At 62.8% G+C, this 23,338-nt stretch carries 24 protein-coding genes; 6 read left to right on the top strand and 18 right to left on the bottom strand.

Annotation, left to right across the window (positions count from 1 at the left end; translation table 11 throughout):
• Nucleotides 1–45: 45 nt before the first annotated feature.
• The 6 genes from J2858_RS06065 to J2858_RS06040 all read right to left on the bottom strand — a co-directional run bounded on the left by J2858_RS06065 (nucleotide 46) and on the right by J2858_RS06040 (nucleotide 6,333).
• A complete protein-coding gene (locus tag J2858_RS06065; RefSeq protein WP_210103801.1) occupies nucleotides 46–1,320 on the bottom strand; it encodes an imelysin family protein in 1,275 nt (424 codons plus the stop codon).
• 157 nt (nucleotides 1,321–1,477) lie between these two features.
• Nucleotides 1,478–2,761, bottom strand: coding sequence for an RsmB/NOP family class I SAM-dependent RNA methyltransferase (locus J2858_RS06060; RefSeq protein ID WP_210103800.1), 1,284 nt, complete (start codon nucleotides 2,759–2,761; stop codon nucleotides 1,478–1,480).
• Nucleotides 2,762–2,850: 89 nt separating this feature from the next.
• On the bottom strand, nucleotides 2,851–3,174 hold the full coding sequence (locus J2858_RS06055) for a septal ring lytic transglycosylase RlpA family protein (RefSeq protein WP_348635457.1): 324 nt from the start codon (nucleotides 3,172–3,174) through the stop codon (nucleotides 2,851–2,853).
• A gap of 434 nt (nucleotides 3,175–3,608) precedes the next feature.
• Nucleotides 3,609–4,481, bottom strand: a complete 873-nt coding sequence (locus J2858_RS06050; protein ID WP_210103798.1) for an NAD-dependent epimerase/dehydratase family protein — start codon at nucleotides 4,479–4,481, stop codon at nucleotides 3,609–3,611.
• Between the two features lie 3 nt (nucleotides 4,482–4,484).
• Nucleotides 4,485–5,660, bottom strand: a complete 1,176-nt coding sequence (gene queG, locus J2858_RS06045) for a tRNA epoxyqueuosine(34) reductase QueG (RefSeq protein WP_210103797.1) — start codon at nucleotides 5,658–5,660, stop codon at nucleotides 4,485–4,487.
• On the bottom strand, nucleotides 5,641–6,333 hold the full coding sequence (locus J2858_RS06040; protein ID WP_210103796.1) for a glutathione S-transferase family protein: 693 nt from the start codon (nucleotides 6,331–6,333) through the stop codon (nucleotides 5,641–5,643). Before J2858_RS06040 ends, queG begins: the two co-directional genes overlap by 20 nt.
• Nucleotides 6,334–6,488: 155 nt before the next feature.
• On the opposite strand from J2858_RS06040, the gene J2858_RS06035 reads away from it, so the two are divergent.
• On the top strand, nucleotides 6,489–7,295 hold the full coding sequence (locus J2858_RS06035) for an undecaprenyl-diphosphate phosphatase (protein WP_210103795.1): 807 nt from the start codon (nucleotides 6,489–6,491) through the stop codon (nucleotides 7,293–7,295).
• A gap of 128 nt (nucleotides 7,296–7,423) precedes the next feature.
• Here the strand turns inward: J2858_RS06035 and J2858_RS06030 are convergent, their stop codons facing one another.
• The 7 genes from J2858_RS06030 to dnaN all read right to left on the bottom strand — a co-directional run bounded on the left by J2858_RS06030 (nucleotide 7,424) and on the right by dnaN (nucleotide 12,434).
• Entirely contained in the window at nucleotides 7,424–7,579 is a 156-nt protein-coding gene (locus J2858_RS06030) for a hypothetical protein (RefSeq protein WP_210103794.1), read from the bottom strand.
• Nucleotides 7,580–7,816: 237 nt separating this feature from the next.
• Nucleotides 7,817–8,797 carry a complex I NDUFA9 subunit family protein gene (locus J2858_RS06025; RefSeq protein WP_210103793.1) on the bottom strand — a complete coding sequence of 327 codons (981 nt, stop codon included), beginning with the start codon at nucleotides 8,795–8,797 and terminating at the stop codon, nucleotides 7,817–7,819.
• Between the two features lie 157 nt (nucleotides 8,798–8,954).
• Nucleotides 8,955–9,242, bottom strand: a complete 288-nt coding sequence (locus J2858_RS06020) for a DUF1330 domain-containing protein (protein WP_210103792.1) — start codon at nucleotides 9,240–9,242, stop codon at nucleotides 8,955–8,957.
• A gap of 42 nt (nucleotides 9,243–9,284) precedes the next feature.
• Complete coding sequence (gene pyrF / locus J2858_RS06015) at nucleotides 9,285–9,977, bottom strand: orotidine-5'-phosphate decarboxylase (protein WP_210103791.1); 693 nt, start codon at nucleotides 9,975–9,977, stop codon at nucleotides 9,285–9,287.
• Entirely contained in the window at nucleotides 9,974–10,576 is a 603-nt protein-coding gene (locus J2858_RS06010) for a histidine phosphatase family protein (protein ID WP_210103790.1), read from the bottom strand. Before J2858_RS06010 ends, pyrF begins: the two co-directional genes overlap by 4 nt.
• A gap of 25 nt (nucleotides 10,577–10,601) precedes the next feature.
• Nucleotides 10,602–11,195 carry a phospholipid N-methyltransferase PmtA gene (gene pmtA, locus J2858_RS06005; protein WP_210103789.1) on the bottom strand — a complete coding sequence of 198 codons (594 nt, stop codon included), beginning with the start codon at nucleotides 11,193–11,195 and terminating at the stop codon, nucleotides 10,602–10,604.
• Between the two features lie 120 nt (nucleotides 11,196–11,315).
• Nucleotides 11,316–12,434: a DNA polymerase III subunit beta gene (gene dnaN, locus J2858_RS06000; RefSeq protein ID WP_210103788.1), complete on the bottom strand. Its 1,119-nt coding sequence runs from the start codon at nucleotides 12,432–12,434 to the stop codon at nucleotides 11,316–11,318.
• 258 nt (nucleotides 12,435–12,692) lie between these two features.
• On the opposite strand from dnaN, the gene rsmI reads away from it, so the two are divergent.
• The 4 genes from rsmI (at nucleotide 12,693) to J2858_RS05980 (ending at nucleotide 16,717) form a co-directional block, all read left to right on the top strand.
• Nucleotides 12,693–13,604: a 16S rRNA (cytidine(1402)-2'-O)-methyltransferase gene (gene rsmI, locus J2858_RS05995; protein WP_210103787.1), complete on the top strand. Its 912-nt coding sequence runs from the start codon at nucleotides 12,693–12,695 to the stop codon at nucleotides 13,602–13,604.
• Nucleotides 13,594–13,965 (top strand): YraN family protein, encoded by a 372-nt coding sequence (locus tag J2858_RS05990; protein ID WP_210103786.1) that lies wholly within the window; start codon nucleotides 13,594–13,596, stop codon nucleotides 13,963–13,965. Before rsmI ends, J2858_RS05990 begins: the two co-directional genes overlap by 11 nt.
• A gap of 71 nt (nucleotides 13,966–14,036) precedes the next feature.
• A complete protein-coding gene (gene gshB / locus J2858_RS05985) occupies nucleotides 14,037–14,987 on the top strand; it encodes a glutathione synthase (RefSeq protein ID WP_210103785.1) in 951 nt (316 codons plus the stop codon).
• A 197-nt stretch (nucleotides 14,988–15,184) separates the two neighbouring features.
• Complete coding sequence (locus J2858_RS05980) at nucleotides 15,185–16,717, top strand: YifB family Mg chelatase-like AAA ATPase (RefSeq protein WP_210103784.1); 1,533 nt, start codon at nucleotides 15,185–15,187, stop codon at nucleotides 16,715–16,717.
• 110 nt (nucleotides 16,718–16,827) lie between these two features.
• Here J2858_RS05980 and J2858_RS05975 read toward each other — a convergent pair whose 3' ends face one another.
• The 3 genes from J2858_RS05975 to dut all read right to left on the bottom strand — a co-directional run bounded on the left by J2858_RS05975 (nucleotide 16,828) and on the right by dut (nucleotide 18,977).
• Complete coding sequence (locus J2858_RS05975; RefSeq protein ID WP_210103783.1) at nucleotides 16,828–17,439, bottom strand: LysE family translocator; 612 nt, start codon at nucleotides 17,437–17,439, stop codon at nucleotides 16,828–16,830.
• A 114-nt stretch (nucleotides 17,440–17,553) separates the two neighbouring features.
• Nucleotides 17,554–18,480, bottom strand: a complete 927-nt coding sequence (locus J2858_RS05970) for a GNAT family N-acetyltransferase (protein WP_210103782.1) — start codon at nucleotides 18,478–18,480, stop codon at nucleotides 17,554–17,556.
• A gap of 2 nt (nucleotides 18,481–18,482) precedes the next feature.
• A complete protein-coding gene (gene dut / locus J2858_RS05965; protein ID WP_210103781.1) occupies nucleotides 18,483–18,977 on the bottom strand; it encodes a dUTP diphosphatase in 495 nt (164 codons plus the stop codon).
• A gap of 104 nt (nucleotides 18,978–19,081) precedes the next feature.
• Between dut and J2858_RS05960 the strand changes: the two genes are divergently transcribed.
• Complete coding sequence (locus J2858_RS05960; RefSeq protein ID WP_210103780.1) at nucleotides 19,082–20,665, top strand: peptide chain release factor 3; 1,584 nt, start codon at nucleotides 19,082–19,084, stop codon at nucleotides 20,663–20,665.
• Nucleotides 20,666–20,830: 165 nt separating this feature from the next.
• Here J2858_RS05960 and betC read toward each other — a convergent pair whose 3' ends face one another.
• Nucleotides 20,831–22,345, bottom strand: coding sequence for a choline-sulfatase (betC, locus tag J2858_RS05955; protein WP_210103779.1), 1,515 nt, complete (start codon nucleotides 22,343–22,345; stop codon nucleotides 20,831–20,833).
• A 31-nt stretch (nucleotides 22,346–22,376) separates the two neighbouring features.
• On the bottom strand, nucleotides 22,377–23,327 hold the full coding sequence (locus tag J2858_RS05950) for a choline ABC transporter substrate-binding protein (protein ID WP_210103778.1): 951 nt from the start codon (nucleotides 23,325–23,327) through the stop codon (nucleotides 22,377–22,379).
• Nucleotides 23,328–23,338 lie beyond the last annotated feature (11 nt).

Here is a 23,338-nt window from a genome sequence, read left to right as displayed (position 1 = left end):
GAGGTGCGGGCCGGCCGTGGTTCAACGGCCGGCCCTCCGATCTTCTTACTTGAACACGGCGTTCGGATTGTCGAGGCTGTCGGATCCTTCCAGCTTGACCGTGCCGAGATCAAGAGCGGTGACGATGCGCTCGACAGTCTTGGTCTGGTCGATCAGCCCGTCGATGGCGGCCTGCACCACGGCATTGCCTTCCTTATTGCCCTCACCGATCATCTGGTCATAGGCTTCGACGGTTTCGCCGCGCTTGGCCATGGCATGCATGGCGGCAAGCGTCTTGTCGAGCTTGGCGGTCATTTCGGCATCGAGCGCCGGATCCTTCGCCTTGACGATTTCCGACAGCGACGGGCCGGTCATCTTCGTGCCGTCGATGCGCGTATAGGTGCCGTTATAGGCCGACGCGATGCCGATGGCGTCGTTCAGATGCGAGTTGAACGTATTGTCGGAGAAGCAGTCGTGCTCTTCTTCCGGATCGTGCAACAGAAGGCCTAGTTTCATGCGCTCGCCGGCCAGTTCCCCGTAGGAGAGCGAGCCCATGCCGGTGAGGATGGCGGTAAGGCCGGCCTTCGGATCGGCTTCGACCGCCTTTGCGGCTTCGCCCTCGGGCGCCCAGGCGGTGACCATTTCCTGCAGGTCTTCGACCAGCGCGGTGGAGGCGGCCTTCAGGTAATCGCCGCGACGGTCACAATTTCCATTGGTGCAATGGGCCTTGTCGTAATCGGTATAGGGACGCTCGCCGGCGCCGGGCCCGGTGCCGTGCAGGTCCTGGCCCCAGAGCAGGAATTCGATGGCGTGGTAGCCGGTCGTCACATTGGCTTCCACTTCGCCCGCCTCATGCAGGCTGCGGATCAGTTCCGGCGTGATCTTCGAAGCGTCGATTTCCTCGCCATTCACCTTCAGCTTCGGATTGGCGATGATGTTGGCGGTGTAGAAGGCATTGGCATCGCTTTCGGTGCCATAGGAAGCATCGACGTAATCGATGAGACCCTCGTCCAGCGGCCAGGCGTTCACCTTGCCTTCCCACTCATCGACGATCGGATTGCCGAAGCGGTAGACTTCCGACTGCTGATAGGGAACGCGCGCGGCAATCCAGGCCTTGCGCGCTGCGACAAGCGTTGCCTCGGAGGGCTTTGCGAGAAGCGCGTCGATGGCGCCGTCGAGCGCCTTTGCCGTCGTCAGCGCATCCTCATACTTGGCATGGGCGAGATCGGCGTAGTGGGTAAGAACCGCTGCCGGTTCTGCAGCGCCGGCCGGCGTCACGATGAAAGCGGCGGAGGCGGCCAGCACTCCAAGGCTCACGTTCAATAGCGTTCTACGGATCATGGTTTCTCCTGCGTCGGCGGATCTCGATTGCCGTGTCATGACGCAAACAAAAACCAGTGTCAAATAATCTAGATTAGAACGATTTGAAGGGGCGGTCGGGCCAGGGGCGCTGGAATACGCCTGATTTGACGAAGCGCAAGTCCGACCGCAACTGTCGTTATGCGTTGCGCTGCAGCCGGCAGAAGAAGAACCCGTCCGTACCGGTACTTGCCGGCGTCAGCGTCAGGCCCGATCCATCGGTGGAATAGGGCTTTGGTGCGTCTGCGCCAAACAGCTTTTCGTAAGACGGGAGGCTCGCCACCGGCTGAAATGAAGGATTTTCCGCCACGAAGCGTTCGACCTGGCGGGCGTTTTCTTCCGGCAGCACCGAGCAGGTGACGTAGATGAGCGCGCCGCCCGGCTTCACATAGGCGGATGCGGAGGCAAGCGCGTCGCGCTGCTGGTCCAGCCGCTCCTCGATATTCTTCTGCGTCAGCTTCCATTTCGTGTCCGGCCGGCGGCGCCAGGTGCCGGTGCCGGTGCAGGGCGCATCGACCAGAACCGTATCGAGGCGTCCCTCGAAGGCCTTCATCTGGGCCACATCGTCATGCACCTGCACATTGCGGGTGCCGGCGCGGCGCAGGCGCTCGATGATCGGGGCAAGGCGCTTGCGGTCGGCATCATAGGCATGGACCTGGCCCTTGTTGTTGAGGGCTGCCGAAAGCGCCAGCGTCTTGCCGCCACCGCCGGCGCAGTAATCCAGCACCTGCTGGCCCTCGGACGGCTGAACGAGATCGGCAACGATCTGCGACCCCTCGTCCTGCACCTCGAACCAGCCTTTCTGGAAGGACAGTTCGGCCGTGACATTGGGAAGACGCGAGGCGCCGGTGCCGCTCTCGATGCGAATGCCGTGGCGGGCAATGCGGGTGGGTTTCGCGCCAGAGCGATCCAGCGCCTTCACCACCTTGTCGCGGGAGGATTTCAGCGTATTGGCGCGCAGATCGAGGGAGGGGCGCTCGGCCATGGCCTTCGCCTCGGCGAGCCAGCGGTCGGCGCCGAAGGCGGCCTGGAAGGCGTCAACCAGCCATTCGGGAATGTCGCCCTGCACGTGAGCCGGCGCCTGCCCCAGATCGCGGGCGAGGAAGGCCGTCAGGTCCGGTGCGGCGGGGGCGAACTTGTCGTCGGCGAGTTCTGCGCCGAGCGTGTCCGGCGTAAAGCCCCATTGGCGCAGCAGCACCGCGTAGACGAGGGCGGCTTTGCCATCGTCCTGCATCAGATAGGCATGCGACAGCCGCATGCGCAGCGCGTCATAGACAATATTGCCGATGGCGGCGCGATCGCCGGAGCCGGCGAAGCGATGCGCAAGGCCCCAGTCCTTGAGGGCATCGGCGACGGGCCGCTTGCGCGCCTCGATATCGGCCAATACCTCGATGGCCGCCGCCATTCGTCCGCCCAAACGCATCTTTTGCTCTCCTACGGTGTATCAGCGCGTTTAGCCGCGATCCATGGCAAGAGCAAGGGCGGGCGTCAGAGGCGGGCGGCGGGCGCCGGTCAGCCGATGACTTCGTAGCAGACCTGGGCAGTGCCGGCGGCCACCATGCCGATGTTCTGGGCGGCAGCCTTGGAGAGATCGATGACGCGACCCTTGATGAACGGACCGCGATCGTTGATCCGCACGACGACCGTCTTGCCATTGCGCTTGTTGGTGACCTTTACCTTCGTGCCGAAGCCCAGCGACTTGTGCGCGGCAGTCAGCGTCGAAGCATTCATGCGTTCGCCCGAGGCTGTCTTGGAATTCAGCGCATACCAGGAGGCGTGACCACAACCGGGTGCTGCATGGGCGTTGATGGGGCCGAGAAGGCTTAAGGTGGCAATGGCAACCGTTACGAAAGTCGTGCGTTTAACGAGCGTCAAATTTCAGTATCCCCTGAGACCAGCGCCAGGAATTGGCGTGTGGGAGGCTTAGGGACGGCCAAAAAAGGCGAAAACGTGAGGTTTGCTATCACGCAATGTTAATGGCTGTAACATTCGTGAACTTAAGCCGGCTAAGGAAATTTGCGCTAAAATTGAAAAAAGTTTAACCGAATCAGTCATCAACTGGAAAACTGTTCCGACCCGATTCAGGGCCTGTACCGGCTCACGAAATCGGCCGAAATTTTTTTATCGTGCGAGGGGTCGAAACGCCATATTTGGACAGAATTTGTGGCGCCGTGCCCATTAGATTAAGAAATAATGACCGAAAAAGGCCGGAAGGATGGAATTTTCACCCGGAACGACCTGTTTCATTCCGGGACTCGTAACCCCGCAGATCAAGGCTTCCAGCGTCCGTCCGCCCAAAGCTGCGCCAACGACATGCGATATTCGGGATAGCGAAATTGAAATCCTAGGTTGCAGATCCTGGCATTGGAGACGCGCTTGTTCTCGCCATAGAAGGAGCGCGCCATGGGGCTGAGATCGGCCGTCTCGAAGGCCTGTTCCGGGGGAGGCGCCATGCCCATCAGTCGGGCGGCTTCGCTCACCACATCCTGCGGCGGAGCGGGCTCGTCATCGGTGATGTTGAAGATGCCGCCGAGATTTTTTGCGGCGAGAAACCGCGTGGCGGCACCGATATCTTCGACGCGGATGCGGTTGAACACCTGTCCGGGCTTCACCAGCCGGCGCGCCGTGCCCTGTGACAGGTTGACGAAGCCGTTGCGGCCCGGGCCGTAAATGCCGGAGAGCCTCAGCACCGCCATCGGGATGCCCGCCTGCATCGCCGCCTCCGCCCAGGCCTCTTCGGCCGCCACCCGTTCCACGGAACGCTGCGACACCGGCCGGCATGGCGTCTCCTCCGTCACCCATTGACCGCCGTGATCGCCATAGACGCCGACGGTGGAGAGGTAGGCGGCCCAGGCAAGGTTCGGAAAGAATGCCTTGAGATCGCCGCCGGTCAGCATCAGCAGCGGATCGCCGGTTCGGCCGGGGGCAATCGACTGGACGAGATGGGTGGTGCGCGCCATCTCGGCGACAAGCGCGTCCGACAGCCGTTCGCCATCAAACAGGAAGGGCGCAATATCCTGGTCGGCCAGAGCCTGCAGCCGCTCGGCGCTGCGGGTGGTGCCGGAGACGGTCGCCCCTGCCGCGCGGGCCTCTGCGGCAATCGCCTGACCGGAATAGCCGGCGCCAAAGATCATCATCTGCATGGGTCACGCTCCTGCCATCTGCCATTCCGCTTCCACCAGCGGGTCGTCGTCCTTGCCGCGTCCGGCGCAAAGGCCGGAGAAGGAGGATGCCGGCATGAGCCGCGACAGCGCCCAGACAGCCATGGCGCGCACCACCGGCGCTGCGTCCGTCAGAAGGGCAAGACAGGGCTCGATCAGGGACGCCTCGCCCGAATTGCCCGCCGCGATCAGCACATTGCGCACGAACCGGTCGCGGCCGATGCGCTTCACCGGCGAGCCGGAGAAGAAGGCGCGAAAGGCTTTGTCGTCAAGGCCGAGCAGAAAGGCGATCTCCGGTTCCTTGAGGTCCTCGCGTGCGGAAAACTTCATTTCAGACGCGCTGGCGGCAAACTTGTTCCACGGACAGGCGGCCAGACAATCGTCGCAGCCATAGATGCGGTTGCCGATGAGCGGGCGAAATTCCGCATCGATCGGGCCCTTATGCTCGATGGTGAGATAGGAAATGCAGCGGCGCGCATCGATCTGGTAGGGGGCGGGGAAGGCATTGGTCGGGCAGGCATCGAGGCAGGCGCGGCAGGAGCCGCAATGGTCGCGCTCGCCGACATCGAATTCCAGCTCCGCGGTGGTGAACAGGCTGCCGAGAAAGAGCCAGGAGCCGTGGCTGCGCGAGACGAGATTGGTATGCTTGCCCTGCCAGCCGAGGCCGGCGGCCGCAGCCAGCGGCTTTTCCATCACCGGCGCGGTGTCGACGAAGACTTTCACATCCTCGCCGGCGCGGGCGGCAAAGCGGGTGGCGATCTCCTTCAGCCGGCCCTTGATGACGTCGTGATAGTCGCGGTTGCGGGCATAGACGGAAATGGCGGCGCGATCGGGCTTGGCCTGAAGGCCGCGCGGGTCTTCGTCCGGGCCGTAGTTGAGGCCGAACATGACGATGGAGCGCACCTCGCTCCACAATGTGCGCGGATCGGCACGACGGGCATAGGTCTCTTCCATCCACTCCATCGTGCCGTGGCGACCGGCCTTAATAAAACTGGCAAGCCGGGCAGGTGCCTCGGGGATCGCGTCCGGGCGGGTGATGCGACAGAGATCGAAGCCCTGCGCTTCGGCCTCCTGCCGGATGAAGGCGGAAAGCTTGCGGCTTCGCAGGGCCTGCTTGTCTGGATCGGCGGGCTTATTCGCCTCAGAAGTCGAGATCCGCATAATGAGATACCGGCGTGATGCCGCGGATGCGTTCCGCCAGCATGGGGCGGAACGAGGGCCGCGATTTCAGCCTCTGATACCATTCCTTGGCAACCGGTGTCTCCTGCCAATCGATTTCGCCGAGATAATCGAGCACCGAGATCGAGGCGGCGGCGGCCAGATCCGCGTAGCTCAAGCGCCCGCCGGCAAGCCAGGTGCGCGAACCGGCCAGCCAGGAGAGGTATTTCATATGCTGGCGGATATTGGCGCGCGCCATGCGCAAGACCTTGCTGTCCGGCGCGCCGCCGCCCTGGGCCGGCGTCATCTGCAGCTTGTAGACGCGCTCGCGCGTCAGGGGCCGCGTGACGTCCTGCTCCATCTTCAGCAGAAACCATTCGGTGAGCCGACGGATCTCGGCACGTTGGAACGGATCTTCCGCCAGAAGCCGGCGATCGCGTTTCAGGACGCCGTGCGTCTCATCGAGGAATTCGAGAAGAACATTGGGGCCGCACAGAACCCGCATGCTGTCGTCCACATAGACGGGAAGCGTCGCTGCCGGATTGAGCGCCAGAAATTCGCGCCGCTTCTCCCAGGGCTGCTCTTCGACCAGATCCGTCTGAAAGCCGTATTCCGCCAGGATCAGACGGACGAAACGCGACGCGGAAGACATCGGGTGATGATAGAGGGTGGGCATGGACACATGAACTTTATGATGATTCGACAGGGAGGATGGCTCGCATCTTGCACAGGCCTGACGTAATGCAGCTATATGGGTTTGGTAAGCCCAGCACAAGCAATGCCGACCCAACTCCTTCAAACTGTCGTCATCTACTCAATAAAGGATTAAGAATGGCGGACCAGAGCATACTTAGCGCGTTCATTCTTGGGGTGGTCGAGGGGATCACCGAATTTTTGCCCATTTCCAGCACCGGCCATCTCATCATTGCCGAGCAGTGGCTGGGCAGCCGGTCCGACACGTTCAACATCGTGATCCAGGCCGGCGCGATCATCGCCGTCACCATCATCTACTGGCGCCGGCTTCTGAACCTCGTTCTCGGCTGGCGCGAACCGGAAAACCGCGATTATGCGCTGAAGCTCATCGTGGCCTTCCTGATCACCGCCGTGCTCGGCCTCCTCGTCAAGAAGCTGGGCTTTGAACTGCCGGAAGATGCAAGCCCGATTGCCTGGGCGCTGATCATCGGCGGGTTCTGGATGATCTTTGCCGAATGGGCGGCTGCCAAACGGCCGCAGAGCACGCGCATCACCTGGCTTGCCGCCATTCTGGTCGGTATTGCGCAGGTGGTGGCCGGGGTGTTTCCGGGCACGTCGCGCTCGGGCGCCACGATCTTCGTCGCCATGCTGGCCGGCACGGGCAACCGCGCCGCTGCCACGGAATTTGCCTTTCTCGTCGGCATTCCGACCATGTATGCGGCGAGCGCCTATCAGCTTTTGAAGACGCTGAAAGACCAGGGTGTGGCCGGTGAAGACTGGACATCGCTCGGCATCGCCTTCGTCACCTCGACGGTGGTTGCCTTCATCGCGGTCAAATGGCTGCTCTCCTATATCCAGACCAACCGTTTCACCGTGTTTGCCGTTTATCGCATCATCCTCGGCGTCCTGCTCCTCGGCTTTGCCTCCTTCGGCATGATCGCCTGATTCACCGTTGCCGGGACCAAAAACAAAGCCGGGTCGCAGAAGCGGCCCGGCTTTTTTGATGGGATCGGTTCGGTTCGCGATCGGTGCCTCAGACCCCTTGGGAGCGGGGCGGGCAGGCGCTTACGTGATCAGCGACGGATCGAGCTTGTGGTGCTGCACGGATCGACGCCATAGGCCGGGGCGCAGGCGCCCTTGTTGGCCGCAACCGTGCCCGGCGCCAGGAAGGAGCCGGCAAGAATGACCAGTGCCGCACACGCAAAAAACAGTGCGATGGACTTGCCCATGGAGAAGTGCCTTTCGGAGGATGGAATCTGTGTCACGGCCATACGAGTCGTCATTGAGAGAGGCTGCGGTTTACGGGCCGAGCCTCAAGACTTCAATAGGCCATGTTGATGAACCAGCGGTTAACGGCATGCGGTGAAGCCTTGCGACTTTTGTGTCACATCAGGAAATACGAAAACAGGCAGACGCTCGGCTTGCCTGTTTGTGTTGCATCCTGGATCAATTAACAGGCAAGCGCCTCAGGCGGCCTTGCCGGTGCCGGTAAACTGGCCGTGGATGCGATACTGCACGAGATAGCTCGGCAGGACGCTCGCCAGAAGCGTCGGGGCAATGCCGAGGCCTTTCAGCGTGCGCCCTTCCTTTTCGGCGGCGCTCGAGACCACATTGTCCGTCTTCAGCAGCGTCACCTGGTCGCCGGTGAGCGGCGGCGTGATGAGCGGGATCTTGGAGGCGATGTTGCCGATGAAGCTGGCGACGCCAAACGGCAGGCCGACGAAGCTGCGCTTGCGATAGGTGACGCGCAGCACTTCCTCGAGACACTGCCTGAAGCTCAGCACTTCCGGGCCGCCAAGTTCGTAGGTGGCGCCGGGCACGGCCTTGCCGTCCACCGAGAGCGCCACGGCTTCAGCCAGATCTTCCACGAAGACCGGCTGGAACTTCGTCTTGCCGCCGCCGATCAGTGGCAGGAAGGGCATGGTGCGGGCCATGTCGGCGAACTTGTTGAAGAAATTGTCCTCCTGACCGAACACGATCGAGGGGCGCAGGATCACCGCACCCGGCAGGATCGAGCGGATCGCCTCTTCGGCGCGGCCCTTGGAGCGGGCATAGGAGGAGGCCGACTTGGCGTCGGCACCGATGGCCGAGACATGCGTCAGGCCGGCGCCGGCGGCGCGGGCAGCCTCAGCCACGGCCTTGGCGCCGAATTCCTGCACGGCATCGAACGAGTTCTTGCCGCTTTCAAACAGGATGCCGACGCAGTTGACCACATGGCTCGAACCGGCAACGGCCTGATCGATCGAGGCGCGGTAGCGCAGGTTCGCCTGCACCAGCTGGATCTGGCCCGCATAGCCGGCCGGACGCAGGAAGCCCGCCAGATCGGGACGGCGCACCGCAACCCGGATGCGATAGCCACGCTTGGCGAGCGCGCGCACCACATGCCGGCCGACAAAGCCAGAGCCTCCGAACACGGTGACGAGCGGCGGAAGATTGGACATGGTCATGGCAGTGCTCCGGAAGCCTTGGGAGAGATCTATCTTCCTCTGTCTCTAGCCGATCCGCCCGGCAAGGTGAAGTGTCCTTCAAGGTCCAGGCGCGTGCAGGCGGCCAAAAACCGCAGGCCGGTTTGAATGCCGGCCGCATGGCCGGCCTTCGGCAGGATCAGACGCCTTCGACGACCAGAAGTTCGCCGTCTGCCACTTCCTGGCGGATCTTTGCGGCGATCTGGTATTCGGGCGAATGGAAGCAGTCGATGGCGGCCTGTGCGGAGGGAAATTCGATGACGACATTGCGGGCCCGGCCGGTGCCCTCCAGCGCCACGGCCTCGCCGCCGCGGGCCAGAAACACCGCGCCGTATTTTTCAAACGCCGGCTTGGCGGCCGCGACATAATCCTTGTAGCGCTCCGGCTCCTTGATATCGATGCGGGCGATCCAGTATCCCTTGGCCATGTCTTGCCTCTCCTTGTGCATGATTTTTCCAGAACCGAAGGCTTAAAGCGCCGTCGCCATCTCGGCAAGGATGGCACGGGCCGCTGCCTGCGGATCCGCAGCCTTGACGATCGGGCGGCCGACGACGAGATGGCTGGAGCCGGCCTTCAGGGCGTCGTAGGGAGTGACGACGCGCTTCTGGTCGCCGGCGTCAGCCCCTGTCGGTCGGATGCCGGGAGTGACGAGCGCCATGTCAGGACCGATGATCTTTCGCACGGCGGCCGATTCTTCCGCCGAGCAGACGATGCCGCCCATACCGGCTGCGCGTGCCTGCTCGGCGCGTGTCAGCACCAGCGTGTGCGGGTCGTATTCATAGCCGGCCTCGCGCAGATCGGCATCGTCCATGGAGGTGAGAACGGTAACGCCAAGCAGGCAGAGGTTCGAACCCTTTGCGGCGTCCACGGCCGCGCGCATGGCTTTCGGATAGGCGTGCAGCGTCAGCATGGTCACGCCCATCTTGACGATGTTTTCGACGCCCTTGGCCACCGTATTGTCGATGTCGAGCAGCTTCATGTCGAGAAACACCTGTTTGCCATCGGCCACCAGATCACGCGCCAGCTCCAGACCGCCGGCAAAGACCAGCTGATAGCCGATCTTGTAGAAGGAGACGTCCGAACCGAGCGTTGTGACAAGGCTTTCCGCCTCTGCAACGGTTGGAACGTCGAGCCCGACGATCAGGCGGTCGCGTGGGGTCATCCTCTGTCTCCTTGCCAGAATTCCATCGGCGTCCAGTCGCATGTGAGGCGGCAATCGACAAGGGAGCGGGCGGCCGTGAAGGCAAAAAGATTGCCGCCGCCGCCCGGCTGGTCGCCGTCCCGCGCAATCGCCTTGCTGGCGAGATGGCATTTGAGCAGGGTGCCGACGCCGCCATGGCCGACAAAGGCGATGGGCCGCGCCGGATCGTGATCGGCAAGCACGCGGGCGACGGCAGAAACGATCCGCGCCTGCGCATCCACCGCCCGCTCCCAGCCCTTGAAACTCTCCTGCGGGTGGGCAAAGAACCAGTCGGCGGCCGCCTCGAAGGCCGGCGGCGGCAGGAAGCCGGTCGCCGAACGGTCGTTTTCGTGCATGGCCTCATCGATCTCGGGTATCACCGAGGCCGCCTCGGCAAGGATCGCCGCCGTCTCGATGGCCTTCGTCTCGCCGCTTGAGACGATGCGCGACAGGCGCTTCACCCAGGGCAAGGCCGCGGCCTTGCGCGTGCGCTCGATCCCGATCTCGGACAGGCCCCATTGCGGCACCGGCACGTCGGCCGAAATCTTCACCTGCGGATGGGTGATGTAAAGGGCAAACATCGAAGGCGCGTCCCCGTTGAAACCGTCAGGGCCTTGTATAGGTCCACAGCTGCGCCGGGGGAATGTTACGCACGACGAAATCGTAGTGCTTGATCTGGTAGCGGTCAGGCCGGGCGACGATGGGCGAGACCGGACCATAGGTGATCTGGATCACCGGGCGGCCGCGGGGCATGCGGTCAAGCAGATCTTCCAGAAGCGCAATGCGCCGCTCCATCGGAAAGCTCAGCATCGGAATGGCGGAAATCACAGCGTCGAACTGGCGGTTGCGGAAATCCCCCAGCGTTCTGTCCAGATCGAAGGCATCGCCATTGATGAAGTTGACGCGCGGGAACGTCCGGGTGAGGTGCTGGTAGAAATCCGTCGAGAATTCGATCGAAACGAGATTTTCCGGCGCAATGCCCTTTTGCAGGATGGCCTTGGTGATGATGCCGGTGCCGGGTCCAAGCTCCAGCACGGGAAGGCCCGATTGCGGGTTAATGACGCTTGCCATGCGCCGCGCCGTGACGCCGGAAGTCGGAAGGATCGCGCCGACGCTTTTCGGCCCGTCCATCCAGCCCTTGAAGAAGCGAATTTCCTCATCGAATTTGCGGCCAAGCCGCTCTTTCAGGCGCAACTCCATGCATGATCTCCCGGCCATCAAAGCCTCACGTGATCGCGTCGTGATGACGCAAATTCATGAAAAAATGTCGCATCCAAAATGCGGCAAAAAAAGGGACCGGCGAACCGGTCCCTTTCAAAATCATACCCGCATGGGCATCAGAACATAGAGCGCATCGTCGCCTGCGGTGTCGCGCACCAGCGTCGGCGAGCCGGCGTCGGCCAGCATGAAGATGGCATCCTCGCCGGAAAGCTGTGCAGTAATATCAAGAAGATACTTGGCGTTGAAGCCGATCTCCATCGCGTCGTTGTCATAGCCGACGGCGACTTCTTCCGTCGCACTGCCCGAATCCGGATTGTTGACGGTGAGCAGCAGCTGGCCTTCGCTGAGCGCCAGTTTCACGGCGCGGCCGCGCTCGGAGGAAATCGTCGAGACGCGGTCTACGGCGCGGGTAAAGCTCTGGCAATCGACGCGCATTTCCTTGTCGTTGCCGGTCGGGATGACGCGCTGGTAATCGGGGAAGGTGCCGTCGATCAGCTTTGAGGTCATCACCACCTGGCCGATGGTGAGGCGGATTTTTGCGTCCGACACTTCGACGGTGACGATTGTCTCGGGGTTGTCCACGAGCTTCTGCAGCTCGCCGACGGTCTTGCGCGGAATGATGATGCCCGGCATGCCTTCCGAGCCCGAGGGCGCGATGATATCGGCGCGGGCGAGGCGATGGCCGTCGGTGGCGACAGCCCGCAGCTTCAGTTCGCCGCCGGCCTCGATCGTGTGGAAGAAGATGCCGTTGAGGTAATAGCGCGTCTCTTCGGTCGAGATGGCAAACTGCGTGCGGTCGATCAGCATCTTCAGATCGGTCGCCTTGATCTTGAAGCCGTGGCTGAATGTGCCGGCCGTCAGATCCGGAAAATCCGATTCCGGCAGGCATTGCAGCGAAAATTTTGAGCGGCCGGACTGCACAGTCATGCTGGCGCCATCCGGATTGGTGGCAAGCCGGACTTCGGCGCCATCCGGCAGCTTGCGCACGATTTCATAGAGAAGATGCGCCGGCACCGTGGTGGCGCCTGCCTGTTCGACCATGGCCGGCACTTCCTCGGTGATCTCCAGATCAAGGTCGGTCGCCTTCAGGGCCAGATCATTGCCGGAAGCCTTCAGCAGCACGTTTGACAGGATCGGGATCGTGTTGCGCCGCTCCACCACCCGGTGGACATGGTTCAGCGACTTCAGGAGGTTGGACCGCTCAAGAGTTATACGCATGGACGCTACCGCTTTCGACCGTGCCGGTTCGTAAGGGGAGCCGGCATGTTATTTCTGTCCGCAGTCTGGTCGGACGATGTGGACGGGCAAAATGGCAGAGTTTTTAACGAAAAGGCAAGAGGTGGCCGGGTCCGGCGGGGTTTATTTCCTGCCACGGGCTCATCGGCTCACAGCTTTCCGCAGGATGCGGCGCGCGCTTGCTGAATGAAGGCGCGTCCCGCATAAAGGCATCCTGAAAATGAAAGGCCTGATGAGACCGTGACGGAAGACGAAAATACCTCGGGGCGCACCTATCGGGTGGCCAATGTGGCAGTACCGGCACGGCCGCTGGAGCCGGCGCTCTATCTGGTGGCGACCCCCATCGGCAATCTCGGCGACATCACGCTTCGGGCGCTGGAGACGCTGGCCGGGGCCGATGTGCTGGCCTGCGAGGATACGCGCGTCACCCGCGTGCTGCTCGACCGCTTCGGCATCGTCAACCGCCCGTATGCCTATCACGAGCACAATGCCAATGAGGCGGGACCGCGGCTTCTCGCGGCGCTGGAGGCGGGCAAATCCGTGGCGCTGGTCTCGGATGCCGGCACGCCACTCGTCTCCGATCCCGGCTACCGGCTTGGGCAGATGGCGATTGAGGCGGGCTACCGCGTGGTGCCGATCCCCGGACCTTCGGCCCCGCTCGCAGCCCTTGTCGGTTCCGGCCTGCCGTCCGATGCCTTCCTGTTTGCGGGGTTTTTGCCGGTGAAGGACAAGGGGCGGCGCGACCGGCTGGCGGAACTGTCGAAAATTCCATCCACGCTGATCTTCTTTGAATCGCCGCACCGGATCGGCGATACGCTGGCGATTGCCGCCGACGTGCTGGGGCCGACGCGAGCGGCCTGCGTGTGCCGGGAACTCACCAAGACATTTGAAGAGTTTCGTCGCGGCACGCTTGGCGAACTCTCGGCCTATTACGACGAAGAGCGCACGGTAAAGGGCGAGATCGTGCTCGTCATCGGCCCGCCGGCCTATGACGATATTCCAGCCGCCGTCGATGTCGACGTGATGCTGAAGGAACTGGCGCTCTCCATGCCCGCCACAAAGGCCGCTGCGGAAGCAGCGCGCCTCACCGGCCTGTCGCGCAAGGATCTCTACCAGCGCCTGATCGAGCTGAAGGGTGCAGATGGCGGCTAAGAGCGGCACGCAGGGGAGGCGCCGAAAAGCCGAGCGCCGCGGCCGCTTTTCGGAATATCTCGCCGCCCTGTTCCTGGTGGCCAAGGGATACCGCATCCTTGCCCTTCGGGTGCGCACGCCCTTGGGCGAAATCGACATCGTGGCGCGCAAGGGTGACCTTGTGGCGTTCGTCGAGGTGAAGGCGAGGCGGCTGGAGACGGCGGCCGTGGATGCCGTCGGTTCGCTGTCGCAACAGCGCATCAGGGCGGCCAGCGACCTTTGGCTTTCGCGCCGTAGCGATGCGGCCCGCCTGTCGCAACGCTATGATATCATTGCCATCAGGCCGTGGCGGTTGCCGCGCCATTTCCCGGATGCGTTTTGACAAGGCCAAGCCCGTTGCCATCCAGGAGCCGCCGTCCTACATCTGGCGGGCAATTTGACAAGGGGCAGGGTATGGCCAAGATCCGCAAAGTCGCGTTCCAGATGGACCATGTGTCCAGCATCAACATCGCGGGTGATTCCACCTTCGCCATCGCTCTCGAGGCGCAGGCGCGCGGCTATGAGCTTTTCCACTACACGCCCGACCGGCTGACCATGCGCGACGGCCGCATCTTCGCCGCCATCGAACCGATGGCGCTGCGCGACGAAAAGGGCAATCATTTCACGCTGGGCGAACGCGAACGCGTCGATCTGTCGACGATGGATGTCATTCATCTGCGCCAGGATCCGCCCTTCGACATGGGCTATATCACCTCGACCCATCTGCTGGAGCGGCTGCATCCGAAGACGCTGGTGGTGAACGATCCGGCCTGGGTGCGCAATTCGCCGGAAAAGATCTTTGTCACCGAATTTGCCGACCTCATGCCGCCGACGCTGATCTCGCGCGATGTCGGCGAAATCACACGCTTCCGCGACGAGATCGGCGATATCATCCTGAAGCCGCTTTATGGCAATGGTGGCGCCGGCGTGTTTCACTCCACCCGCGACGACCGCAATTTCACCTCGCTGCTCGAAATGTTTTCCCAGATGTATCGCGGCGAACCCTTTATTGCGCAAGGTTATCTGCCGGCGGTGCGCAAGGGCGACAAGCGCATTCTGCTGGTCGACGGCAAGCCCGTTGGCGCCATCAACCGGGTGCCGGCCGAGCACGACGCGCGCTCGAACATGCATGTGGGCGGGCGCGCCGAGGCGACTGAATTGACGGCGCGCGAAGAAGAGATCTGCGCCCGCATCGGGCCTGCCCTTCGCGAACGCGGTTTTCTCTTCGTCGGCATCGACGTGATCGGCGACTTCATGACGGAGATCAACGTTACTTCGCCCACCGGCATTCGCGAGGTCAAGAAGTTCGGCGGTGCCGATGTTGCAGCTCTGTTGTGGGACGCTATCGAAGAAAAGCGGGGCTGATGCTGCGTCGCGCCCGTGTGCTCGTCACCCCTGTTCTCCTTTGTTCCGTTTATGGAAATACAGAAAAATCTAATACAGTAACTGGATAAAATTGTTCCGCGAATGTTCTTGTTTTAGTCCCGTGATTGTGTTTGATTGTATTTAGGCGCCACAACAACTTCAGTGAGTGGAACGCGGGCGCAAAAAGGGGCAGGGGCATGGTGGCGCGCGTCAGCACGGTGGCGTTCCAGGGCATAGAGGGCGTGCCTGTGGATGTGCAGGTCATGGTCGGCCCCGGCAAGCTGGGAATGCATATCGTCGGCCTGCCGGACAAGGCCGTGGCCGAAAGCCGGGAGCGGGTGCAGGCAGCGCTTCATGCGTCCGGCCTTGCGCTGCCGCCGAAGAAGATCACCATCAATCTTGCCCCGGCCGACCTGCCGAAGGAAGGTTCGCATTTCGACCTGCCGATCGCGCTCGGCCTGATGGCGGTTCTCGGCGCCATCCCGGCCGATGCGCTCGGCGGCTATGTGGTGCTGGGCGAGCTTAATCTGGATGGCACGCTTGCGGCCGTTGCCGGCGCGCTGCCGGCCGCCATCGGCGCCAATGCGCAGGATAAGGGCCTGATCTGCCCCTTCGACAGCGGCGCGGAAGCCGCCTGGGCCGGCAGCGCCATCGACATCCTGGCGCCGCGCAGCCTGATTGCGCTGGCCAACCATTTTCGCGGCACGCAGGTTCTGTCGCGGCCACAGCCGGCGGTGCGGGCAGCGCCCGCCAACCTGCCGGATCTCGCCGACATCAAGGGGCAGGAAAGCGCCAAGCGGGCGCTGGAAGTGGCCGCGGCCGGTGGCCACAATCTCCTGATGGTGGGGCCTCCCGGCTCGGGTAAATCCATGCTGGCGGCGCGGCTTCCCTCCATCCTCCCGCCGCTTTCGGCGGCGGAACTGCTGGAGGTTTCGATGATCCATTCGATTGCCGGCCAGCTGTCGGGCGGCAAGCTTTCGGACCGGCGGCCGTTTCGCACGCCGCATCACTCCGCCACCATGGCAGCGCTTGTCGGTGGTGGCCTCAGGGCAAAGCCCGGTGAGGCCTCGCTTGCCCATCATGGCGTGCTGTTTCTCGACGAATTTCCCGAATTTTCGCCGCAGGTGCTCGATGCGCTTCGCCAACCGCTGGAAACGGCCGAATGCGTCATTGCTCGCGCCAATCACCGCATCACCTATCCCGCCGCCATCCAACTGGTGGCGGCGATGAACCCGTGCCGCTGTGGCATGGCGGGAGAACCGGGGCATGCTTGCGCGCGCGGCCCGCGCTGCGTCAGCGATTACCAGAGCCGGATTTCCGGGCCGCTGATGGATCGCATCGATATCCGCATCGATGTGCCTTCGGTTTCGGCCACCGACCTCATCCGGCCGCGCCCGGCGGAAAGCAGCGCAACGGTTGCGGCAAGGGTTGCTGCAGCAAGAGACCGCCAGCGCGAGCGTTTTGCAAAGGCCGGCTTTCCAGCCATCGGCACCAATGCCCGCTGCTCGACAGCGCTGATCGAGGGCTTTGCCGAACCGGATGCCGGGGGACTGCAGCTTCTGCGCGATGCGGCGGAAAAGCTCAAATTTTCGGCGCGCGGCTATCACCGGGTGCTGAAGGTTGCCCGAACCCTGGCCGATCTCGACGGGCATGAGCGGGTGGGGCGCATTCATCTGGCCGAAGCGATTTCCTACCGGATTGCCGGCGAGCGGCTGACGGCTGCGGCGTAGGCGGCGCGGCTGCTCTCATCGCGCCCGATGCGCTCGTGTGACATGCAAGGAGGAGGCCGCCGCGGGCGTATGGGAACCGGCGGGAAGCCTCGGCCAGAGGCGGAGCGGCGTCAGCGGGCAGCGATATAGGCGGCGGTGCCTGCCAAGATGCTCGCGGCAGACCGGTTGAGAACCGTCAGCGCCGCCGGTCTCTTGAGGAGGAGGCGGGCGCGGGAGGCAAGCAGGATATAGGGAATGAGCACGGCCATCAGCACGACGAAGGTCAGCCCGACCAGCGCTGCATAATCTTTCGGGCCGATCGACTGCAGCGGAATGAGCGTCGGCACCAGCGCCACGTAGAACAGCATGGTTTTCGGATTGCCGAGTGTCACGAGCAGGCCGGAGAGGAAGGAAAGGCCGATGCTCGGGGCGCGTCTTGCCTCGATCTCCTGCGGCAGGAGGCCGGCGGTCCAGAGCTTGAAGGCAATGTAGATGAGGTAGGCGGCGCCTGCATATTTGATGATGAGGAAGGGCGTCGTGAAATTCTGCGCGACGATGGCAAGACCCAGAACGACAGCGGTGAGATAGACGAGATCGCCGAGAATGAGGCCGAGTCCCATGAAGAAGGTCGGGCGAAAGCCGGATCCCAATGCCCGCGCGACGATCGCCGTCATGCCGGGCCCGGGAATGGCGGCGGCAATGAAGAGGGCAGCAGCATAGGCAATGAGTGTGGTGATGGTCATGGGTTCCTCCTCTGGAAAAGCCAATACTCCAACATCGCGCATCGGAAAACCGGCTTCTGGCCGGAAGGCGCCATCAATTTCGGGGAGGCCAGCCGGCGGCGAAGGAGAAGCCGATCAGAAATCCGCCATGGGTGAAAGCCGCACCGGGCCTGCGGGGAACTCGCCGTCGCGGTGCCACATCATCAGTGCAAGCCCGTCGTCGGCAGCTGTTGTTGCAAAGCCGTCGGAGATCGAAAGGAGATCCGGCGGGAAATGGACATCCACCTCAACGGCCGTCGGGGCGAGGGCGGCTTGAAGCTGGCTCAGCGTCGGCATCTCGCTTGCGATGACATCGAGGAGCGACAGGCGGTCGGGCGATGATACATCCGTAGCCACGATGCAGTTTGCGTGTTCGAGCCAGTGCAGGGAAACGGAGGGAGAAAGCCAAGCGTTGAGCAGGAACATGTGGGACTGATCGAGCACGGCGAAATTTTTTGAGACCGGCGTGCGGTCCGCAAGGGCTTTGCGGAGGAGGGCAAGATCTGAGGCATCGCGGATATCGAGCCGGCGTGCGCGTGAAACTGTAGTCGACGCAACCCGTGCAGAGACTGGCCGTGACGGAGTGGGGCAAAAAAAGCGCGCCTGCGGCAGGGTTTTGAAGCCGTAGGGCTCGTAGAGGCCGGGATGCCGGGTCGTCAGCACCATGGCCTCATAACCGGCGGCGCGGCAGCGGTCGAAGGTGATGTCCATGAGCTGCCGGAACAGGCCGCGGCCACGCCATGCGGGGCGTACCGCGCCGGACTGCCAGCCGGCGGCGCGCACGATCCTTCCCGCGATCATGAGCGGCATTGAGAAAGCGCTGAGATTGGCGATGCAGCAGCCGTCCTGGTCGAAAAAGCCCGTGGGACTGCAGGTCGGGTCCGGGCCGCCGAGGCCTTCCAGCGGCGTCACATCGATGCCGAAGATATCCTTCAGAAGGTCGCAGAAGGCATGCCAGGCCCGGGGATCGTCAAAATAATCCGACCGCAGAACAAGCCGGGACGTGTCGGCGGCCCGGGGCATGATCAGACGCCTGTCGAGCCGAAGCCGCCGGCACCGCGGGCGGTTTCGCTCGTCGTATCGGTTTCCGTGACGCCCGCCTGCACCACGGGAGCAATGACGAGCTGGGCCACGCGCATGCCGCGCTCGATGATGAAATCGGCATCGCCGAGGTTGATCAGCAGCACTTTCACTTCGCCGCGGTAATCGCTGTCGATGGTGCCGGGCGTGTTGAGGCAGGTCACGCCGTGCTTGAAGGCAAGGCCGGAGCGCGGGCGCACCTGCATTTCAAAGCCGTGCGGGATCTCGAAGATGAAGCCGGTCGGCACGAGTGCGCGGGCGCCCGGCGCAAGGGTCATCGGGTCGGAGACGGCGGCGCGGATGTCCATGCCGGCGGCGCCGGCCGTCTCATAGGCGGGAAGCTCCAGGCCTTCGCCATGGGCAAGGCGCACGAGGTTGAGCATCGGGCCGCTTCGGCTAATGCCGGGATCCGCGTTCGGGTCAGGGCGCGTGTCGGACATGTCGGGCTCTCCTTCTGCGGCGCGGGCCATTCCTGTTGTCGAGGTCAATTGCATACTCGGCCTTAAATCGCTAGATACGCGGCAACTCAAAGGATTTTTGACCAATGGCCGAAAGCATTGCAGAGGCGGTTTCCCGCCGCCGCACCTTCGCGATCATCGCGCACCCGGACGCCGGCAAGACGACACTGACGGAAAAGCTGCTGCTGTTCGGCGGCGCCATCCAGTTGGCCGGTGAGGTGAAGGCGAAGAAAGACCGCATCCAGACGCGCTCCGACTGGATGAAGATCGAGCGCGAACGCGGCATTTCGGTCGTGACCTCGGTCATGACCTTCGAATTTGATGGCAATGTCTTCAACATTCTCGATACGCCCGGCCACGAGGACTTTGCCGACGATACCTATCGCACGCTGACGGCGGTGGATGCCGCCGTCATGGTGATCGATGGCGCCAAAGGCATCGAACCGCGCACGCTAAAACTGTTTGAAGTGTGCCGGATGCGCGACATCCCGATCATCACCTTCGTCAACAAGATGGACCGCGAAGCGCGCGACACGTTTGAGATCCTGGACGAGGTCGAGGAAAAGCTGGCGCTCGATACGGCCCCGGTGACCTGGCCCGTCGGGCGTTCGAAGAATTTCTGCGGTTCCTACAATCTGGCGCAAAACACCTATCGCGGCTCCGATACGCAGGTGGAGCCGACGCCGGTGAACGGTCCGCAGAGCGTGGCCGAGCATCTGCCGGAAAACGAACGCGATGCCTTTATCGACGAGCTGGAACTGGCGCGCGAGGCCTGTCGCCCGTTTGACCGCCAGGCCTTTCTCGAAGGCCATATGACGCCGGTCTTCTTCGGCTCGGCGCTCAGGAATTTTGGTGTGCGCGATCTTATCAACGCGCTTGGCGATTTTGCCCCTCCGCCGCGCGACCAGGTGGCGGATGTGCGCAAGGTGCATGCGGCTGAAGACAAGATGACGGCCTTCGTCTTCAAGATCCAGGCCAATATGGACCCCAACCACCGCGACCGCATCGCCTTTGCCCGCATCTGCTCGGGAAAGCTGGAGCGCGGCATGAAGGCAAAGCTTGCCCGCACGGGAAAACTGATGGGCCTGACGGCACCGCAGTTCTTCTTTGCTTCGCAGCGGCAGCTCGCCGATACGGCCTATGCCGGCGACGTGGTCGGGATCCCCAACCACGGCACGCTGCGCATCGGCGACACGCTGACGGAAGGCGAAAACCTCGTCTTCCAGGGCGTGCCGAACTTCTCGCCGGAAATCCTGCGCCGCGTGCGGCTGGAGGATGCGATGAAGGCGAAAAAGCTGAAGGAAGCGCTGCAGCAGATGGCCGAAGAAGGCGTCGTGCAGCTGTTTTCGCCGGAAGACGGTTCGCCCGCCATCGTCGGCGTCGTCGGCGCGCTGCAGCTCGACGTGCTGAAGGAGCGGCTGTCGGCGGAATATACGCTGCCGGTGTCGTTCGAAATGTCGCGCTTTTCGGTCTGCCGCTGGATTTCGTCGGACCAGCCGGCGGAGCTGGAAAAATTCCTCACCGTCAAGCGCGGCGATATCGCCCGCGACCTCGATGGCGATCCGGTGTTTCTGGCGCAGGACCAGTTTTCGCTGCGTTACGAGGCGGAGCGCTATCCGGCGATCAAGATGGTCGCCATCAAGGAATACCACGTCGCCAAGGCGGCGTGAGGGGGGCTTCCCCTCCCCACCCTCCCCACAAGGGGGAGGGCTTAACCCAGTCGTTCTGCCGGCGATTCAAACCGGGGTGTTTACCACACGGGTTCTCCCCCCTTGTGGGGGAGATGGCGGCAGCCAGAGGGGGACTGGAATCGAGAACGGGTTGAATCTGCGAGTTCACTCCCCCCGCGGAAAACGCTTGCTCTCTTCCAGCACGTTCAAGTCCATGTGGTTGCGCATGTAGCGCTCGGATGCTTTTTGCAGCGGCTGGTAATCCCAGGGAAAATAAGCGCCGTTGCGCAGTGCGGGATAAACCACCCAGCGCCGCGCCTGACTTTCGCGCACGGCCTCATCAAAGCGGGAAAGATCCCAGCGCGCAAGCATGGCGCCGGTCATGCGGATCATGGTTGCGGCATGGTCCGGATTGCCGGCAAGGTTTTCGCACTCGTGCGGATCGGTTTTGAGATCAAACAGCAGCGGCGGATCGGCCTCGCAGAGCGTCAGCTTGAAGCGGCCGTCGCGAAGCGCCACCAGCGGCGCAATCGAGCCTTCAGCGGCATATTCCATCGGAACGGGATTGCGTGAGCCGGTTCCCCTGGCCAGTGCCGAAAGGTTCTCGCCATCGGTCCAGCGGGCAAGCGAGGCCATATCGATGCCGGCAAGGCCCGCAAGCGTCGGCGTCACGTCGAGCGTCGAGACCGGCTGTTCGACCAACGCCGGTTGCCAGCCGGGCGCTGCGATCATCAGCGGTACGCGGGCAGATCCCTCGAAGAAGCACATCTTGAACCACAGGCCCTTTTCCCCCAGCATGTCGCCATGGTCGGAGACAAAGAGGATCACGGTATTCTCCGCCATCCTGGTGCGGTTCAGCACATCCAGAAGCTCGCCGATCTTGTCATCGACATAGGATATATTGGCGAAATAACCCTGGCGGGCGCGGCGCACCTGTTCCCGCGTGATGTCGAAGGCGCGAAAATCGCAGGCCTCCAGCAGGCGTTTCGAATGCGGGTCGAGATCCTCGAAGGCGGGGATGTCGCCCGGCGGGTCGAGCGCGGCGCAATCGTCGTAAAGGTCCCAGTATTTTTTGCGCGCGACATAAGGATCGTGCGGATGGGTGAAGCTGACGGTCAGGCACCACGGGCGCTCGTCGGCGCGGCGGGAAAGGTCGTAGAGCTTGGCGGAGGCATGGAAGGCCACCTCGTCGTCATATTCCATCTGGTTGGTGATTTCGGCAATGCCGGCGCCGGTGACGGAGCCCAGGTTATGATACCACCAGTCGATTCGCTCGCCGGGCTTGGTATAATCCGGCGTCCAGCCGAAATCGGCAGGGTAGATGTCGGTGGTCAGGCGTTCCTCGAAACCGTGCATCTGGTCGGGTCCGACGAAATGCATCTTTCCAGACAGCGCCGTATAATAGCCGCTGGCGCGCAGGTGATGGGCATAGGTCGGGATATCGGAGGCAAATTCGGCGGCATTGTCGTAGACGCGGGTGCGGCTCGGCAGTTGGCCGGACATGAAGCTTGCCCGCGCCGGCGCGCAGAGAGGGCTTGCCGTATAGGTGTTGGCAAAGCGGACGGACCGCTTTGCCAGCGCTTTCAGATGCGGTGCATGGAGGAAATCCGCCGGCCCGTCGGGAAACAGCGTGCCGTTCAGCTGGTCCACCATCAGAATGAGAATGTTTGGCCGGGTCATGCGGATATCCTGCTGCGATCGTGTTTTGGGATCAGAGGCCGAGGCTTTTGGTAACGGCTGCAAGGCCAGGCTTGCCATCAAGCGTCGAAACGCCGGAAAGCCAAGGCTCGATGGTTTTCGGATTGGCCTTCAGCCAGGTCTTGGCCGCGGCCTTCGGCTCCTCGCCGCCAAGGATAGCGCCCATCAACTCGTTTTCCATGCCGATCTCAAAGCGCATGTTCTTAAACAGCATGGCCGCGTTCGGGCATTTGGCCGGCCAGCCGGTGCGCGCCAGCGTATGAACCTCGGCACCGCCGAAGTTGGGGCCGAAATAGGCATCGCCGCCGGAAAGGTAGGTCAGCGAAAACTTCGTGTTCATCGGGTGCGGTGCCCAGGCGAGGAAGACGATATCACCCTTGTCGCGACCGGCGCGCTCCACCTGCGCCAGCATGGCCTGTTCACCCGATTCCACCAGTTCCCAGCCCTTGAGGCCAAAATCATTGGCGTCGATCATCTTCTGGATATTGGCGTTCGCCGGCGCGCCGGGCTCGATGCCATAGATCTTCCTGCCGAAACCGTCAGCCTGTTTCTGCAGGTCGGCGAAATCCTTGATGCCCTTGTCCGCGACATAGGTCGGGACGGCAAGCGTGAATTTCGCGCCTTCAAGATTGGTGCCCATCTGCTCGATGGCCTTGGCCTTCGTCAGGTCGTCGATAAAGGCCTTCTGGGCCGGCATCCAGTTGCCGAGGAAGACATCGATCTCGCCGTTCTTCATCGATTGGTAGCCGATCGGCACCGAGAGCGTCTTCACATCCGCCGTGTAGCCGAGGCCGTCCAGAACGACGGAGGCAACCGCATTGGTGGCGGTAATGTCCGTCCAGCCGGGATCGGACAGGCGGATGGTCTTGCAGGCGGCGTCGTCTGCGGCATTAGCGGCACCGGCAGCACAGACGGAGATGGTGAGGCCGGCGATCAGCCGGGCAAGGCACGAAACGGTTTTCATTGCAGTTCCCC

It is taken from the genome of Neorhizobium galegae (assembly GCF_017877135.1).
In the GTDB taxonomy this organism is placed as follows: Bacteria; Pseudomonadota; Alphaproteobacteria; order Rhizobiales; family Rhizobiaceae; genus Neorhizobium; species Neorhizobium galegae_A.
This window is presented reverse-complemented; position numbering and strand designations above follow the sequence as displayed.